Below are 17145 nucleotides of genomic sequence, written 5' to 3' on the forward strand. Positions count from 1 at the left end.
ATTGTTTTAGGAAGGGGATCCATTATTAAAACATTTTCGTTGTCCACTGCTCACCGTTCCAAATGTCGGTGACGACTCCGTCATAGAAATCCGGTTCGTGTGAGATCAATAAAATACTACCTTTGTATTCTTTTAGTGCACGTTTTAATTCTGTTTTCGCATCAACGTCAAGGTGATTAGTCGGTTCGTCCAACACGAGCAAGTTTGTTTCGCGGTTCATTAACTTACATAACCGGACTTTCGCTCGTTCTCCACCACTTAATACCTTCACTTTACTCTCAATATGTTTCGTCGTCAGCCCGCATCGAGCCAACGCTGCACGTACTTCATATTGCGTGTAATGCGGAAATTCCTCCCACACTTCCTCTAGACATGTATGGTTATTGTCCGCATTGCTTTCCTGTTCAAAATACCCGATTTCCAAGTGCTCACCGAGCTCGACAGAACCCGCCAGTGATGGAATTTCGCCAAGTATACTTTTGAGTAGTGTCGTTTTTCCGATTCCATTCGCACCAGATAACGCAATCTTTTGTCCGCGTTCCATCGTGAGATCCAATTCTTTGGACAATGGTTCATCGTAGCCAATAACAAGCCCTTTCGTTTGGAATAAATATCTGCCTGGCGTCCGCGCTTGCTTAAAATCGAATTGTGGTTTCGGCTTTTCCGCATCGAGTTCAATAATCTCCATCTTATCAAGCTTCTTCTGACGGGACATCGCCATCCGACTCGTTGCAGCGTTTGCCTTGTTACGCGCAACAAAGTCTTTTAAATTGGCGATTTCCTTTTGTTGCTTTTTAAATGCCGCTTCCACTTGTTGCTTTTTCATCTCATGCACACGTAAAAATTCGTCATAATCACCCGGATAACGTGTAATTTGCTGATTTTCCATATGATAGATTAAGTTAATGACACTATTTAAAAACGGAATATCATGCGAGATCAGAATGAACGCATTATCATAGTTCAATAAATAATTACGAAGCCACTCGATATGCTCGACATCCAAGTAGTTTGTAGGCTCGTCCAGTAAAAGGATGTCCGGCTTTTCTAGTAACAATTTACCGAGCAACACTTTCGTACGTTGTCCACCGCTTAAATCGTTTACGTCACGATTTAGACCGAATTCATCTAGACCTAGCCCGTTCGCTACTTCATCCACTTTGGAATCGATAATATAAAAATCATTGTTTGTCAGCTCATCTTGCATTTGACCTGTTTCTTCAAGCAGTTTTTCCAATTCGTCCGCGTCTACTTCGGCCATTTTTGCAAAAAGGTTGTTCATTTCCGCTTCAACATCGTACAAGTACTGGAATGCTGTCCGTAATACATCACGGATACTCAATCCTTGCTTCAACATGACATGCTGGTCCAAATAGCCGACACGCACACGTTTTGCCCAAGTAACAGTCCCGGCATCTGGCTCTAGTTTCCGTGTAATGATATTCATGAACGTGGACTTCCCTTCCCCGTTCGCACCAATTAACCCAATGTGTTCGCCTTGTAACAACCGAAAAGACACATCGTCAAATATTGCACGATCACCAAAACCGTGACTTAAATTTTTCACTGTTAATAAACCCATAGTGGTACACCTTTACCTTCAGTACAGGTCAAACCTATACATGTTTTTTCTATATTATATAGTGTTAAGCCCAATCATCATAGAAAATACTTTTATTAATCCAATAGCACTTGCATTGTACCTAATACATGATCGAGAAAATCATCTAGTGCATTCATATGTTCTTCAGTAATTTTCGTTTTGAACGTCAATTCTATTTGATTTGCATAAGTCGTTGCCTCATCCTTATATGAAAAACTTAGCGTTTGATGTAGCAGGACATCCTCTTCCCAAATCGCTTGAATCGTCTCTTCAATCGCTCGGCACTGTCGATCCACCTGTTCAATCGTTTTTAAAAAGCGCACCTTGAGTACACAACCCGGATTTCCACCCGGTGTTTCCAAGATTTCAGTGGCCAATTCAGCTAATGAAGCCTCCAATACAACTTCTGCCATCAACTCCGACTCCTGCACGAGACTAAATTGAATTGCAAAATGTCTTGCCAACACGGCAAAATCCATCTGATCTTTTCGGTTAACAATCCTTATTTTCCGATCCAAATTATCCAAATCATACACTCGATTTTCAATCGCCACTTTCAAATTATCAAAAACCGTCGGATCATACACGTTACCACCTCCATAATTCTCTGCTGCCTTGCACCTACTGTATCGAAAATAACAGAAACAACATAAAAAAACGACTATCCAGTAGCCGTTTTTTACGTTTTATTTATACTCTTCATGCTTAACAGCCATTAGGTGCTCGTCAAATGCATCGATGATTTCCAAAAAATGATCCGCTTCTCGGTAAACATGATCAGCTAGGAGGGCTGGAATATTACTTTTAATCCTACAGGCTTCAATCAAATCTCTTGCTGTCTTTTTAAAGTCCCTTAAAGAAACGACCGAAACGCGATTTTGATCAAGGAATTGGTCTAGCAAAGGAACCGTTTCTGATTGCGGTCGCATATGATCAAGATCTTGTGCTTGAAATAGCAATTGATCAAAATCATGACTAAATTCTCTCGCTTGGTCAACAAGTTTTCTTTCTGATGGGTCCATTAAGTGCCCAATAAATTTCGAGTGATCTGCCATGATTTTTAGGAAAAAAACATTTTCTTTTATAATTGCCTCAGGTAAAGGTCTTAACTTTCCTTCATTTAGTTCCTTTAATCGCTTAGCAAAGTATGCAGCTTCACGACTCGTATGATCAACAAGTAAGGGTAAGTTGTTCGTTACAATTTCACATCGCAATTGTAAACCTAACACTTTTCGTTTGTATGCCCATATTGACGCCGCGGCCTGATACACTTGGCGATTAAGTTCTCTAATCACTGCTGGATCTGTTTTTTCATTATAATCAGCAATCTGCTCCTCAATTCGTTCAAAAACCGCAATGAAGTGTTTTGCCTCTTGAATAAGCTGTGTCTGATCAGCAGTAAATCCGAGACTCAAAAAGAAAGCATGCTCTTTCATTATTCTTGACCAAAAACGAATTTCCTCTAATGAACGCATCACGAAAGCTGAAATGGCTATCTCACTCCTCATTATTCATTCACCATTTCAGCATATGTCCGATTAACAGCCTATATGTATAAAGACACCTAAACAAATCTCTTATTTGGATGTTATCTTTAATATTTTATAGTGTAGTGTTTGATGCTAGCTTCAATCCTTACCATTCCTGCAGTATATCACTTGTTTGTTCGATCGGCTCACCTGTGCCCCGCGGAAAGCGTGCGTTGGAGCGTAAGCCAATGGGTTCGTAGAAGAAAACTTGTTATGAAATGGGCAACCTATAAATTAGTTAACCAAGCCGCCTGGTATAATTATTAGAAAAGTATGCTTAAAAAGTCGGGTTGCTAACTTTTTTTAACATTTTGGTACGCATCTTCACTTGAAAGTTCTGTGCGAATTTCCCCATACAAATCTCTTGAATTCTTGTAACAAACTATGTTTTCAATCGACTTATTGATACTTCTGAAAGGAGGCCAGACTTCTTGAATGAGAAATCAGTACATATCTCTGAACTGTTTAACCAGTTCCATAAAGATGTGTATCATTTTGCTTTGTATTTTACAAATAACCAACAAGATGCAGAAGATATTACGCAAGAAACATTTTTGAAGGTAATGAAGAATCTACATCAATTGAAGGATTCTCAAAAGGTGAAAACATGGATTCTATCCATAACACGATTTACAGCAGTTGATTGGATACGAAAGCAACACCTAAGAAGAGTGTTTACAAAAGCTTTATCGAATAAATCTTATGAAGCTGATATGAATAGCCGTAGTGTAATTGGCAAAGAAAACTGGGAAGACCTTCAACGAGCGCTTATAAAACTTAAACCTCATTTCCGTAGTGTCATCATTTTACGTGGATTGAACGAATTGAGTATAAAAGAAACGGCAGAAGTATTACAATGCAGTGAAGGAAAGGTGCGAGTGAGTTTCCACCGAGCACTTCTAGAATTGAAAAAGGATATACGTCTCAAAGAGGGGTGGGAGAGCTATGATCGATCCTAGTGAAAAAGACATGGAATTTCTAGAAAGTCTTCGCAATCGACCGGATAAGGATCCAAACAAAGAGTTCGTCGCTCAACTACAAAGGCGACTCATTCAACCGACGCGTAAAAAAAGGTTTGCTCTTGTCCCGATTACAATCACTTCCTTTACGCTGATAACTTTTCTTGCAGTGACTTTCCTTTTTTTCAATCAACCTTCAAGTGAGAATCCCCTTGTCTTCGATAACACTGAAACAATGGACAAAACAAAATCTAAAGAGAATCTTTCCGAAGACGAGATACCCATTGCTGACCAAGAAGAGGCAAGGATTCTATTGGAGATTCCGTATGGAGAAGCAAGGTCTGAAATTGGGATGCCAGAAAAAAGACCAGGGGGCAGCGATCGTACAACCGAGAGTTTCTTTGTTAAAGATAACGTGTTTTATGTATTAGACAACGCGGCACGTAAGATAGTGGTTACACAAGTGAATGGTTACCTCTATACCATCCAATTAAATGATACGGAAAAAACCGAATGGTATAGAGATATTTTTGTGGATGATGATAACAATGTTTATGTACTTGATTCAACAAATAGAAAAGTCATTATGTACAATAAAGATGGTGAGCTAAAAGAACAATATCCAATTTTAACGGATATGCTAAATCCCACTTCATTGTTCGTAAATGAGCAAAAAGAGATAATTGTACAGGATGCAAGACCGCTTATGGAGAATCTCATGACTAGAGAAACTATAAAATTCCCTCATTCATTTGAACAAGATGATATCATCGTCGATGTACTCCATAAAAACATGGAAACAGAAGAAATCTCTATACAAGAAGACGGTAGTGTGAAAAAAATAACTGTATCCTTCGATCACACTACTGGCGGCATCAAGATGCTCGATATTCGATCTAATCAACTTATCTTTGAAAAAACAGAAGTGGCCGATACACATAAAATCATGGCAGAATTTCATGTGTATGTTATTAATAAGGATGGGACAGTATTAGGTGCAGTGAGAGAGCCTCATGAGCAAGCGGCTTACTATTCATCTCATACACTGCGAATGGAAGATAAAAAGATTTATTATTTATCCGCAGGGGCTAATTCTGTAGTTATTTATGAATTAATTCCTGGGAAGCAATTCGAGAAAAAGTTGCAGGACCGAATTGATGCTTTTTTGAATGAATGACAAACGCCGCCATTAAACTGAATAAAGTTTAATGACGGCTTTTTTCATATATATCTCCTGCACCGAGTCCCCCGGCACACCAATCCCTTACTCTTCGTCGCTGCCTCGGTAGCGTTTATAAGGTAGGACGTTCCAAGTACGATAGTCAAAATCATGAGGACGTAACACTTTTGGAATGTCTTCAATGATTTTCGTCGCGACGTTCAATTCCTTTTCAGCTTCTTCCTTGTCTTGGTACATGAATTCGTCCGATGCAACTGTCGGCGCTTGCTGTACTTTCTCTTTCAAGTCCTGGACGACCATTTGTTGTTGGTTGTGTAGCGATTCACGTGCATCCATGACCCATTCAGGTTGCAAGTTGCGGTTTGTGTCCCCTACACTTGTATACTCGTTAAAAATGTCTTGATAAATCCGATTTGCATTCGCTCGTACATCGAGATTAACCGCTTCCAAATCACGATTCGTCAGTTCTTCGACCGTTAGCGGTTCTAGTCGTTTCGGACCACCGAGTCTTGTCCTTTCTAAATAGAACGGGAACATGCTTTTTATCGTTTTACCTACTGGCGAAATGGCAACTTCACTTTCATCCAGCCCCTTTGGTTGCACACCTTGCATTGCAATTCGTGCCGATTCAGGGCGGACAATCTCTTTCGGGGGCATAATTCCATGACGCAACATCTCACGAATACCTGTCCCCGAAATGTTAATGCGGTATTTTGCATCATGAGGACAGGACTGTTCAGTTGCCTGTGCATCACACCTTGTACAATAAAACACTTCATGGAACAATCGAATATCAATACCGAGTTCTTCCGGCTTGAACTGATCAAAAATGCTATGGCTCGCATATTTATCGTAATAATCCCCAATGCCCGCATGATCACGACCAATTAGCGCATGTGTACACCCATAGTTTTTCATGATCAATGCATGGAGCACCGTTTCCCGCGGTCCTGCAAAAATATACGTTACGCGCAATGGTGCAAGGATTGACCTTCCCTTTGGATAATATGTTTCCAAAACACTGCGGTAGGACAACATCCGAAATTCATGTCGCGTATACTCCCGCTTTGCCATTTCGACTAATGGCTGTAAGAGCAAACCATCAATTTCTTCCAAGGCATTTTTATGAATATATTCATGGCCACGATGCAATGGATTAGCCCCCGTAATGAATCCAGCAGCCGAACGGAACTTCTTTTCTTCGTAAAACTCATGCCACGTATCTTTCGGTTCTAGCCTCAATTTCTCAAAAGGTCCCCAATCGACACGTTGCAATAACCGAATCGGCCCCCCTAAAGCCGTGTTCCCCATTCTTCTATAAATCGCATCTACCCCAGGATGATTGCGATCTGTCGTTCCGAATAGATGTGATGCGCGGTATGCTTTATCGTATTCAAAAATATCGCTAATTGACAAAATCGCGACAGGTTCGTTGTTTTCATTTGCAAGTGTCACTTCATCCCCAACTGAAAGTGTTGCAATGATTTCACTGTTTCTAGATCCTGTTGGTGCAAAACTTAACGGCACTGGCCAAACTGTCCCGTTCGCCAAACGGCCTTTTTCCAACACGGACTTATAATCCTCTTCATTCATAAACCCTTCATTTGGTGACAATACCCCAGTCGCAATCATCTCAAGTGTAATGACCGCCTCCATGTCCACCATAATTGTTGGTAACTGCTTAGCCCGCACCATTTCTTCATCGCGTTCTGTACCCGTTACAACCTTGTCTACCAATTTCCCCCCATGCGGTTGTTGCGGATAATTCGCAAATCTGTTCTCCGTGACATTTAACATTCCCATTCCCCTTCCGTATAAAATAGCATGCTTCAAAAAGCACTTCTATTCTGAATCTTATCATAGATAACTAAGATAAAAAAGTATAATTTTCAGAAATAAAACATAAAAACACGTATCTTACTAGCTGTTATTTCTTTTCAACAAATAGAAAAAGCCCATTGCTACAATGGTACTTAAGAGAATTATAGTCGGACGCTTCGTCGATTTATACCGGACATCATCTGGCGTTATTTCAAAGACACCAATTGGATCAATCGAAATCGCTCCACCCCCTCCTTCTCCTCCAGATCCATCTCCGCCTCCTCCGACTGCATATTTCACTTTGGCAACCGGTAAGACTTTCTTTAAACCCATTTCAATGGGCTCGCCATAAGCAAGCGACACATCTCTATTTCTTGCAAACTTTGTAAAAATTGTTTTGATTGGTGTTTCAATATACGTTCTCTCGTCCGTTACCTCAGTCAATTGTTCCTGTTCAGCTCCCACAATAACTTCACCCCTTTAGTATTTTCATAATAATTCTAACAATATTTCAGCAGTAAATAAAGGTCTGCAGTATATGTAAAGTCAGTTCATAAGAAGTCTGCTTATCAAACCAATAAAAAACCACATACAACAAGGACCTTCCTTGTTTGCATGTGGTCATCACTAAAGCTATCCCCTAATCCAGGACTTTAATAAACATTAACAGTAGCCGTCACCTAAATAAGATGCGCCAACGATAATTAATAAAATGAATAATACTACGATTAACGTAAATCCGTTACCGTAGTGGCCACATTTGCCCCCCACATTTCCTGACATCACTTAACACCTCCATTGAACTTTATGATGCTATTCTATGTTCCATTCGCAGCTTCACACATGACAAATCCCTAGAGAAGAGCGTGAGTAGACAATCTCTTCATAGGTTGTAGCAAACTATAATGATTAGAAAGCCTTCCTGATCTACCCTCTTACTCCACAGTGGTGGACAGAACATGTTATAGTTGATAGAGTGCATACTGCCTGTTAATTCTTACAGTTTCGCATACTCACAACGTTCCGAGCTCTTGTTACTATGAAAAGGTAAGACTCGCACACGAATTGTTTAGAAATATTGGAGGTTCCTATATGAATGATTTCTCACGGAGAGATACCGTTAAACTCGGTTTGTTAATGTTTGCATTGTTTTTCGGTGCTGGTAATATGATTTTCCCTCCGTTAGTTGGTCAACAAGCTGGGACGAATACTTGGTTAACGATAGCGGGTTTTCTCATTACAGGTGTCGGACTTCCGTTTCTTGGGGTAGTAGCTGTAGCGAGGAGCGGCAACCAGTTGAGGGATTTAGCAGGAAAAGCCCATCCTGTGTTTGGTATCGTGTTTACGATACTTGTCTATTTAGCGATAGGTCCGTTTTTTGGTGTACCGCGTACGGCAACAGTTGCATTTGAAATTGGAGCATCCCCATTTGTGCCAACTTCTAGCAACGGACTAGCCTTGTTGCTTTTCACACTACTTTTTTTCGCTGTGACTGCTTGGCTCGCGTTAAAGCCTAACAAAATTATGGATCGATTTGGCAATGTGTTAACACCGATTCTATTGTTGATTGTCGCGACAATCGTTATTGTCGGATACGTTAACCCTTCCGGAGAGAATGGCCAACCACAGGAAGCTTACGCACAGCATCCATTTACGAGCGGTTTTATTGAAGGGTATTTGACATTAGATGCAATCGCAGCACTCGTATTTGGCATCATCGTCATTAACGCCATTAAAGCAAAAGGCATTACCGATCAGAAGATTCTTACGAAAGTTACAATCAAATCAGGGATGATTGCTGTCATCGGGCTTTGTCTCGTTTATGTCGGTCTTGCATACCTCGGAACGACTAGCCGCACAGTTGCGCCAAATGCCGAAAATGGCGGAATCATACTAACTGCACTGGCTTACAAGCTTATGGGAACATGGGGGCAACTATTGCTTGGCATTGCGGTTTTGTTAGCATGTCTTACAACGTCTGTCGGCCTCGTTTCTGCATGTGCCACCTTCTTTTCCAATACGTTTAAACGATTTTCCTATCAAGCAGTTGTGCTCGTCATCTGCATATTCAGTATTGGGATTGGAAATATTGGACTCACTCAACTAATAGCGATCACTTTGCCTATCCTTATTGGAATTTACCCTTTGGCAATTGTGTTAATAACGATTAGCTTTTTTCATCGTCTCTTTAAAGGTTATCGGGCAGTCTACCTATTTGCACTCGTCGCAGCAGGCGTTATTGGATTTTTTGATATGTTAAAGGCATTCGGCATTATAATTGGACCCATTACAAGTGTGCTAAATTACTTACCATTATATGAAGAAGGGATTGGTTGGTTAGTTCCCTCGTTCATCGCCGCCATTATTGGCTATTTTTACGCAAAAAGGTGCCAGGCACCCGAACAATTTTGAATTGTGTCGGTGCCTGGCACTGTCTTTTTATCCTTCAGGTAGTATGTTGCATACTGCAATGCGTTCTTCTTTGATCCACGATTGAAGGAATGTTGACCAGTCATTGACCGTTAATGATTGGATTGTCGGGATGATGTCGAAGTATTCGATGCCTCTATTGGCATGCCATACATATTCTTCTGCGTTCGCTTCGATCGAATTCATCTTCCGCAAAGTACGTCCAATTGTCCGTTTCTTCAATCGTTCAAACTGTTCCTCATCTGCTTCGTATGCTTGTAAGGAATTTAGCTGTGCTTTTACCTTGTTTGCAAATGCTTCAGGGTTGTCTGTATTGCTCGTAATCATTGTAAAGCCGAAGTCCTTATCAAGTGTATAAGAGTAGTTGTACGTACTATCAATCAGTTCCGCATCATACAATTCTTTGTAAAACTCTCCGCTCAAACCGAAGAAGTATTCGAGTGTCATTTCAGTTAATCGCGTTCGCTTGGACAAGACTTCTGGGGCGATTGCAGATTCATATTCTTTAATTCCGATGCTGCATTTCGGTGTTCCAATCGGCATGGTAATTGTCGTTTCTTTGCTTGCAACTTCCCCTGGCTCCTCCGTATGAATACGGACAATTGGTTCAGGTTGTGCGAATGTACGATTTTCTTGATCCGTTTTAATCACGTCCAACATCTTTTCCAAATCGAAGTTCCCTGTCACGCATAGTTTCATATTGGAGGGATGATAGAATGTGCGGAAAGACGTATACAAATCTTCTTTCGTCATACTATTAACCGATTCGATGGAACCAAGCACTTCATTTTTCACCGGGTGCTGACTAAACAATGATTTTAACATAAGGAAATACATCCGTTGTGCGGGCTCGTCGGCATACATCTGTGACTCTTGAACAATGATTCCTTTTTCACTTTCCACTGTTTCATCAGTAAAAAATGAATCTTGTACGAAATCGATTAAAAGCTTCACGTTGTCATACGCATGGTCTGTTGCTGAGAAATAATAAGCGGTCTCTGTTGCATTCGTATAAGCATTCGACTGCGCACCAAGCCTGCTAAATTCTGCAACGATGTCCCGTCCTTCCCCTTTGTCGAACAACTTGTGTTCAAGGAAATGCGCAACGCCGTCAGGAGCTTCAATCGGATCCTTTTCACCTAATGGCACAAAATGGAGATCTGCAGCGCCAAAATCAGTTGTAAATGTCGCAAACACATTGTTCATCGCTGGTTTTGGGATGAGGATCACTTCTAACCCATTGGCTAACGTCTCTTTGTAAACAGTTTCATCTATATTCTCAAATTGAATGGCCTTCATCAGTTTGCCTCCTTGTTCGTCAAGAAGAAGATCGTATCTTTCTCCAATTTACTTGCCGCTTGCATGACGGCAGCCTTATCGACTGCTGCTACTTCTTCAATGTAATCGATCGAAGACTTCGACGTACCTGTTAAGATCTGCTTGTACACGTCATCAATCAGACCGATTGCACTATCTTGAGAACCTTTCAAGTCATTGATCAGCAAGGACTTCGCCTCTTCCAATGCATTGTCGCTAAATTCGCCAGTTTGTAAGGCAATGATTTGCTCATCAACAATTTGCATCGTCTTTTCATAATTCTCTCCAGCAATTCCACTGTAGATGAATAATTTATCACTAAACGCATCCAAACTCGCACTTACATAATATGCTAAACTATGTTTTTCACGCACATTCATGAACAACAAAGAACCCATATAGCCGCCTAACAGCATCGAACCGACTAACATTGGCACACAATCAGCTTTGCTAAGGTTTGTATGCGTGCGGTAGCCGATATGTAGTTTTGCTTGTTGAATGTCTTCGTGTTCAATGACTTCCTTTACAGCGGATACACTTTTAAAGTCCTCAAATATCGTCATTTCATCGTGCAGTTCTACCGCATTTCTTTCCGATAAACCAACGAGTGATGTACGAATTGTCTCCTCCATTACAGTAGGATTGAAATCTCCTGTGATGAAAACGTCAACCCTTGCTGAATTTACCACCTGCTCGTATGCTTCATACAAATTCTGTCCATTGATCGCTTGTAAATCTTCAGCATAGCCTTGTCCATGGATTGCGTATACTTCACCTTTCGCCATCTCATCGATTAAACGGACATTAGCATAGGACATCTTATTATCTTTCATCGCTTCCAAATGACGACGGAGCGTTTCTTTTTCTTGTTTTACAACAGCTTCATCAAAAGCTCCATTATGTACATTCGGATGGAAGATCATTTCATTTAAAAATGCGAACACATCTGCCGCTAATGTATTTTCATTTGGAATGAATTTCTCATTCGCCATATCCATTTGGAAGTTTAAAATATGACTCGTTCCGGACTTCCATCCACCAATACCGATTGCCGCACCATACAAGTCATCAAGACGTTCTTGGATAGCCGCTTTTGTTGGGTAAGCCGAACATCCTCTTCTTAGCACAGTAGGCAGAAGTGCTAATCGAGTGATCGTCTCCCGATCTACTTTTGTTTGAAACTTCACTTCTACTGTATTTGTCTTAAACTTTTTACTCGGCATAATATGAACATGCATGCCATTTATCAATAACGTGTTCTTACCGTTTGCTTCCATGTTGCATTCCTCCCTCTTGAACTTTCCGCACGTCTTCATCGTGGCGCGTTTCGTGCATACCCCTCCATCGCGTGCTCATTCCAACATTCTGAATCTACTCACAGTGTACTGTCTCGCTATTTTCAATACAACATTTTCAGCACACCTAGACCCCGTTTCTACTCATTTTGTACAAATCCTTGTTCATTCAGGAGACAAAAAATAAGCAACATCGGCCAATGCATATAGCCAATGTTGCTGAAAAGGATTATGATTTATTTTTTAGAATGTGTCGACCACCATACACAATCCGGTCGATAGCTCCATTCTCATTTCCAATAAACTGCAATACATCCCCGTTGTCTTGATTGTCCACATAGTGATTGTCTCCAATCGACCAAAGCTGCTTGAATTGACCGTTCGAAACAATCCCAAACAAACCATCCTGGAGCTCTACGGTAACATGCATTCCTTCACTTGACGTATAGACACCAAGCAACTGTTCAACAGCAGTACTGTCTACCTCCATGATTTCATAGGTTCCAGCAGAAGCGTCATATGGTCGTCCTTCCACAACATTCATTGCCGCCATGAGTACGTCCCCTGCTGAGACATCCGCTACATTCGTCAAAATGACACCCGCAAGTTTCTTTTCAGGGATGGCACACATAAAGGATGAAACCCCTTTTAGCCCGCCTCCGTGGCTGATTAGCTTGGAGCCAAAGTAGTCCGGAATGATGCGCAAGCCATAACCATAACATTTCCCTGGTTCATACTCAATATGAGGCGTCATCATCTGCTCGACACTTTCTTTGGATAAAATCCTCGTCCCCTCAATGACCCCTTCATTCCAATAAAGTTCCAAATAACGGACGATATCATTCACAGTTGACTTCAAATAGCCGACTGCACGCATGGATGGGGCATCCCACCAAAGCGGTGCTTCATACACTTGCGTTCCATCTTTCGCTTTCATATATAACGTCGTAACATTTTCAAACTGTTCCAAGACATCCATTTCAAAGAAGCTTCTCGTCAACCTTGCGGGTTTTAAGACATTCGCTTCCATAAACGACTCGTAAGGCTCCCCGCTCACTCGACTAATAATGACACCAAGCAAACCATAGGAGTCATTGGAGTAACTGTAATACTCGCCCGGTGCCCCTAACCAAGCCACGTCCTCGTTCGCCATAAATGCGAGCATCTCATCATACGTTTCAATATGCGGACCAGGGTTGTTCAATAAATCCAATCCATAATCTTTCGCAGAAGGATCTTGTTCAATACTATTTTTCCGTGCATAGACATGCGTCGCTAACGGCGGATACCCAGCCGTATGGGTCATCAAATGATGAATCGTAATGTTCTCGACATGCGCATTTGTCCGTAACTCCGGCAAATACTGTACGATTGGATCACTGACGGACAACTTTCCTGCCTCTTGTAGTTTCATAATCCCCACACATGTAAAGGACTTTGTCATCGATGCAATGCCAAACACCGTATCCCCGTCAATGGGCAGCTGTTGTGCCACTTGTCGATAACCAAAAACCTTCTCATACACCCTATTTCCATTTTCAGAGATGCCGACCATTGCGCCTGGAATCATCTGTTGTTCCATAAAATCAGCTGCATATTGCTCAAAAGCTTTCACTGCTATTGTCTCACTCATGTACCCATCCCCTTTGCAAGTCGAAAATTTTCCTTTCCGCCAACCCAACGCCCAGTTCTCTAGCTATATTCGTCAAAAACGAGGCTTTTCCCTTCCGACACTGCAATTTTTGTCGAAGAGGTAGCTACTTAGAGAAAGCAAGACGAGGGTTTAGAATATTCTCTCCCTTATAACTTTTAGCGCCTTTGAGACCGTCCCCCCTACCTATCAATCTTTATGATAGCTTTTAACGTTTCCTGAAGACTCAACTTTGGAACTATAAGAGATCCCCCCTAATGCGAGGTGTTTGCCACCAAGATAGGTGTCGCTTATGACTGATTCAATCCTTTATCACCGCTCACTTCAAAGTTATCACCTGTTGTCGGAGATTTATCACCGCTTAAGTGGAAGTTATCACCGCTTATCGGTAGTTTATCACCGCTTGACAAGGATTTATCACCACTCAACCATTTATTGGTAGTAAATTACAAGAATTTCTCAATTTATCAACAATCCCCGCTATCGTCCATTCCTTCTTCACTGCCACCACCTCCTTTTGTTGTTCAACTGATTTTTTTACCGTGTAAGATTTACCCGTCGTCCATTTATTGTTACTATTAATACAAGGATCCGTACATACTTATTTGTAGAAATTAAATCGATTTCTAACAATGATAACAATATTCCATAGAGGAGAACATACGATGAATTCATTTACAAAAGTTTTTCAAGGCACAGCATTTACAAGTGCTTCCCCTAAAGAAGTGGCCGTTTTACAAGACTGCCTCTTCTGCATTGATGAAGCGGGCATGATTGCGAAAATCGTTCATCCAGAAGACGACGCTTATAACGAAATCCTACAGGAATACAAAAACACAGACGCTTTCCACCGTTTCGAGAAAGGCACATACATTCTTCCCGGCTTCGTCGACTTGCATGTACATGCCCCGCAATGGATTCAAGCAGGAACTGCACTCGATATCCCTTTAAATGATTGGCTAAACACGTACACTTTCCCAACCGAAGCGAAATTTGCTGATCCAACGTTCGCAAAGACGGTCTATAGTGATGTCGTCGATACACTACTAGCAAACGGCACAACAACAGCTTTATACTTTGCGACTATCCATAAAGAAGCGAGTATCATCTTGGCCGAATTATGTGCCGAGAAAGGGCAACGTGGATTAGTCGGGAAAGTCGTCATGGATGACCCTGAACAAACTCCTGAATTTTACAGAGATGTAGACACGTCGACTGCACTTGCGGAAACAGAGGAATTTATTGTTGCCGTAAAAGAATTAGCGAAGAAGACAAAACAAGGCGTCTATCCTGTTGTCACGCCTCGCTTTATCCCTAGTTGTACAGATGAAGCGTTACAAGGACTCGGTGAATTGGCTGCTAAATATGATACACATATTCAATCACATTGTAGTGAAAGCGATTGGGCGCATGGTTATGTACAAGAACGGTTCAGTAAAAACGATGCTCAAGCGCTACATGACTTCGGTTTATTGCAAGAGAAATCGGTCATGGCTCATTCGAATTTCTTGAATGATGAAGATGCACAATTATTTGCGGAAACAGGCAGCGCAATTGCTCACTGTCCCGTTTCAAACGCTTATTTTGCCAATAGCGTCATACCGATTGCCCGTTTCATGGCGATGGGCGTGGAAATCGGCTTAGGTTCGGACATTTCCGGGGGCTTCTCTCCTAGCTTGTACGACAATACGAGACAAGCCGTCATCTCTTCAAGAATGTTGGAAGACGGCGTAGACACAAGTCTTCCAGCAGATCAGCGCGGTGTACCAAATTCCCGGATTACGATAAATGAAGCATTCTATCTTGTAACAGCAGGAGGTGGAGAAAGTTTAAGTCTTCCAATTGGTCGAATTGAAGAAGGATATGCATGGGATGCACAAATGATTGATACGACAATTGCCACTGCACACTTACCGATTTACGGAGATGAAGGTAGTTTAATGGATACGTTTGAGAAAATCATTTATTTGACACGTCCAGAAAACATCCGTCAAGTATGGGTACAAGGTGAAAAAGTGCATAATCGCTCTTAACAACGGATATAGCATTTAGACTTGCCTTTCAAGCGTACGAATAATGCAAAGGGGGATTTAACAGATGACTCAAGACATGAATGAATTATTCATCGAACATCGAAAGGTCCACGTTCTTTATTCTTATCGAACTATGTCAAGTTATTTGAAACAAGTGCTAAGCTTTATTGAAGAGGGAATTGTTCAAGAAGAATATGTATTACTTGTAGAAAACGAACGTCTTTCACTAAGCATCATGAACGAATTACGCAAACGATTTTCTGCAGAACAATTGGAGTTTGTCCATCTCATTAACAGCTTGCATTTTTACCGTTCGAGCGGGAGCTACCATCCCCCAGCCATTGCAGAATACTTTACGAAGACGGTCGAACCTTACGTCACGAACGGTGTAAAGTTTCGCTCATGGGCTCATGTTGAGTGGGCAACTATGACGGAGCCACACTATCTTATCAAGGATTTCGAGAAGATTGTGGATGGAGCGGTAAACGACTACGCTTTTCCGTTGATTTGTGCATATGCTTCAGATAAAATGCCCGATCACCTTCTGCAAATTCTACTTGAAACGCATCCATATGTATTAGTGGAAAATGAACTTGTGCAATCTGTACAATATCAATAAACAAAAACGGGCCTTATGGTAGAGGCCCGTTTTCCGTTTCATTTAATTGCAAAATTGTACTTTGTAGCAAATAATCTACTTCATATTTCAAAGCGAGCTCTCGAATAAGCATCAGCAGTTCTCTCGCTTCCACTTCACCTGTACTGAATGCATTTGCCTTTAATACATATGTTTGTCTTTCTTGAGCAGACGCGTACTTTTTAAAATAGCCCCACATGTGCTGATAGGCATTCAACACTGAACCGATAGAAGGGCGTAGCGTAAAAGCTTCATCTATGAGTGTTTTCACTCGCTCGACATCTACCCCACTTTTAAGGACAGAACGAATCTCATTGTAATGCTTTTGGCTGTAAAACATCACTTTGTATTTTTCTCGACTCCATAACTTATCGATTTCCTTACGATTGTTCACGTGATCCTCCTTAGACACATGACATCCTCATCTTCCCAACTCGATTCAAATCATGCAGAATAAAACACAAGTCGATTACTAAATGGATCAATGACCGTCAGTTCCTTTTTTTCTGGAGTCCCCCATGGTACAACTTCTAAGCTTGGATTTGCAAAAACGTATTTCTTTTTCGCTAAACTGGCATGGTAGCTACTCACATCATCTACCCTGATTCTAATTGCAGCACCTGGAGACGCGTCCCCATGATGCTCTGACAAATGGAGGATAACGTCTTGTCCTAGAGACACTTGCAAATA

The 17145-nt window shown here is 41.3% G+C and carries 17 protein-coding genes; 5 read left to right on the forward strand and 12 right to left on the reverse strand.

Annotation, left to right across the window (positions count from 1 at the left end; genetic code table 11):
- Positions 1-25 precede the first annotated feature (25 nt).
- The 3 genes from QT711_RS16920 to QT711_RS16930 form a co-directional block, all read right to left on the reverse strand.
- Positions 26-1582, reverse strand: a complete 1557-nt coding sequence (locus tag QT711_RS16920) for an ABC-F family ATP-binding cassette domain-containing protein (protein WP_317946219.1) — start codon at positions 1580-1582, stop codon at positions 26-28.
- A 95-nt stretch (positions 1583-1677) separates the two neighbouring features.
- Entirely contained in the window at positions 1678-2190 is a 513-nt protein-coding gene (locus QT711_RS16925; RefSeq protein ID WP_317946221.1) for a hypothetical protein, read from the reverse strand.
- A 99-nt stretch (positions 2191-2289) separates the two neighbouring features.
- Positions 2290-3111 carry a DUF2935 domain-containing protein gene (locus QT711_RS16930; protein WP_317946223.1) on the reverse strand — a complete coding sequence of 274 codons (822 nt, stop codon included), beginning with the start codon at positions 3109-3111 and terminating at the stop codon, positions 2290-2292.
- Between the two features lie 452 nt (positions 3112-3563).
- On the opposite strand from QT711_RS16930, the gene QT711_RS16935 reads away from it, so the two are divergent.
- Positions 3564-4091, forward strand: coding sequence for an RNA polymerase sigma factor (locus QT711_RS16935; RefSeq protein ID WP_317946225.1), 528 nt, complete (start codon positions 3564-3566; stop codon positions 4089-4091).
- Entirely contained in the window at positions 4078-5268 is a 1191-nt protein-coding gene (locus QT711_RS16940) for an NHL repeat-containing protein (protein ID WP_317946227.1), read from the forward strand. Before QT711_RS16935 ends, QT711_RS16940 begins: the two co-directional genes overlap by 14 nt.
- A gap of 87 nt (positions 5269-5355) precedes the next feature.
- Here the strand turns inward: QT711_RS16940 and QT711_RS16945 are convergent, their stop codons facing one another.
- The 3 genes from QT711_RS16945 to QT711_RS16955 all read right to left on the reverse strand — a co-directional run bounded on the left by QT711_RS16945 (position 5356) and on the right by QT711_RS16955 (position 7875).
- Positions 5356-7068: a sulfate adenylyltransferase gene (locus tag QT711_RS16945; RefSeq protein WP_317946229.1), complete on the reverse strand. Its 1713-nt coding sequence runs from the start codon at positions 7066-7068 to the stop codon at positions 5356-5358.
- Positions 7069-7191: 123 nt separating this feature from the next.
- Entirely contained in the window at positions 7192-7557 is a 366-nt protein-coding gene (locus QT711_RS16950) for a hypothetical protein (RefSeq protein ID WP_317946231.1), read from the reverse strand.
- Positions 7558-7755: 198 nt separating this feature from the next.
- Positions 7756-7875, reverse strand: a complete 120-nt coding sequence (locus QT711_RS16955) for a YjcZ family sporulation protein (RefSeq protein ID WP_317946233.1) — start codon at positions 7873-7875, stop codon at positions 7756-7758.
- Between the two features lie 309 nt (positions 7876-8184).
- Here QT711_RS16955 and brnQ point away from each other — a divergent pair, with 309 nt between their 5' ends.
- Entirely contained in the window at positions 8185-9504 is a 1320-nt protein-coding gene (gene brnQ, locus QT711_RS16960) for a branched-chain amino acid transport system II carrier protein (protein ID WP_317946235.1), read from the forward strand.
- 27 nt (positions 9505-9531) lie between these two features.
- Here brnQ and yfmH read toward each other — a convergent pair whose 3' ends face one another.
- The 4 genes from yfmH to QT711_RS16980 form a co-directional block, all read right to left on the reverse strand.
- Positions 9532-10821 (reverse strand): EF-P 5-aminopentanol modification-associated protein YfmH, encoded by a 1290-nt coding sequence (yfmH, locus tag QT711_RS16965; protein ID WP_317946237.1) that lies wholly within the window; start codon positions 10819-10821, stop codon positions 9532-9534.
- Positions 10821-12116, reverse strand: a complete 1296-nt coding sequence (gene yfmF / locus QT711_RS16970; protein ID WP_317946239.1) for an EF-P 5-aminopentanol modification-associated protein YfmF — start codon at positions 12114-12116, stop codon at positions 10821-10823. Before yfmF ends, yfmH begins: the two co-directional genes overlap by 1 nt.
- A 247-nt stretch (positions 12117-12363) precedes the next feature.
- A complete protein-coding gene (locus tag QT711_RS16975; RefSeq protein ID WP_317946240.1) occupies positions 12364-13767 on the reverse strand; it encodes a serine hydrolase domain-containing protein in 1404 nt (467 codons plus the stop codon).
- A 308-nt stretch (positions 13768-14075) separates the two neighbouring features.
- A complete protein-coding gene (locus QT711_RS16980; RefSeq protein ID WP_317946242.1) occupies positions 14076-14213 on the reverse strand; it encodes a hypothetical protein in 138 nt (45 codons plus the stop codon).
- Between the two features lie 237 nt (positions 14214-14450).
- Here QT711_RS16980 and guaD point away from each other — a divergent pair, with 237 nt between their 5' ends.
- Both guaD and QT711_RS16990 read left to right on the forward strand, forming a co-directional pair.
- The gene (guaD, locus tag QT711_RS16985) at positions 14451-15818 is read left to right on the forward strand and encodes a guanine deaminase (RefSeq protein ID WP_317946243.1); all 1368 of its coding nucleotides are present in this window, start codon (positions 14451-14453) and stop codon (positions 15816-15818) included.
- A gap of 64 nt (positions 15819-15882) precedes the next feature.
- Positions 15883-16437, forward strand: coding sequence for an MEDS domain-containing protein (locus QT711_RS16990; protein ID WP_317946244.1), 555 nt, complete (start codon positions 15883-15885; stop codon positions 16435-16437).
- Positions 16438-16450: 13 nt separating this feature from the next.
- Here QT711_RS16990 and QT711_RS16995 read toward each other — a convergent pair whose 3' ends face one another.
- On the reverse strand, positions 16451-16849 hold the full coding sequence (locus tag QT711_RS16995; protein ID WP_317946246.1) for a YbgA family protein: 399 nt from the start codon (positions 16847-16849) through the stop codon (positions 16451-16453).
- Between the two features lie 50 nt (positions 16850-16899).
- Positions 16900-17145, reverse strand: a 246-nt coding sequence (locus QT711_RS17000) for a glyoxalase superfamily protein (RefSeq protein ID WP_317946248.1), incomplete at its 5' end; no start/stop codon positions are given.

The sequence above is a fragment of the Sporosarcina saromensis genome (assembly GCF_033253735.1).
GTDB lineage: Bacteria > Bacillota > Bacilli > Bacillales_A > Planococcaceae > Sporosarcina > Sporosarcina saromensis.

What these genes read in the sequence shown, in the direction of transcription:
- guaD (WP_317946243.1), top strand. Translation starts at nt 14,451, where the DNA reads ATGAATTCATTTACAAAAGTTTTTCAAGGCACAGCATTTACAAGTGCT.
- QT711_RS16975 (WP_317946240.1), bottom strand. Translation starts at nt 13,767, where the DNA reads ATGAGTGAGACAATAGCAGTGAAAGCTTTTGAGCAATATGCAGCTGAT.
- QT711_RS16920 (WP_317946219.1), bottom strand. Translation starts at nt 1,582, where the DNA reads ATGGGTTTATTAACAGTGAAAAATTTAAGTCACGGTTTTGGTGATCGT.
- QT711_RS16930 (WP_317946223.1), bottom strand. Translation starts at nt 3,111, where the DNA reads ATGAGGAGTGAGATAGCCATTTCAGCTTTCGTGATGCGTTCATTAGAG.
- yfmH (WP_317946237.1), bottom strand. Translation starts at nt 10,821, where the DNA reads ATGAAGGCCATTCAATTTGAGAATATAGATGAAACTGTTTACAAAGAG.
- QT711_RS16945 (WP_317946229.1), bottom strand. Translation starts at nt 7,068, where the DNA reads ATGTTAAATGTCACGGAGAACAGATTTGCGAATTATCCGCAACAACCG.
- yfmF (WP_317946239.1), bottom strand. Translation starts at nt 12,116, where the DNA reads ATGGAAGCAAACGGTAAGAACACGTTATTGATAAATGGCATGCATGTT.
- QT711_RS16955 (WP_317946233.1), bottom strand. Translation starts at nt 7,875, where the DNA reads ATGTCAGGAAATGTGGGGGGCAAATGTGGCCACTACGGTAACGGATTT.
- QT711_RS16940 (WP_317946227.1), top strand. Translation starts at nt 4,078, where the DNA reads ATGATCGATCCTAGTGAAAAAGACATGGAATTTCTAGAAAGTCTTCGC.
- brnQ (WP_317946235.1), top strand. Translation starts at nt 8,185, where the DNA reads ATGAATGATTTCTCACGGAGAGATACCGTTAAACTCGGTTTGTTAATG.
- QT711_RS16990 (WP_317946244.1), top strand. Translation starts at nt 15,883, where the DNA reads ATGACTCAAGACATGAATGAATTATTCATCGAACATCGAAAGGTCCAC.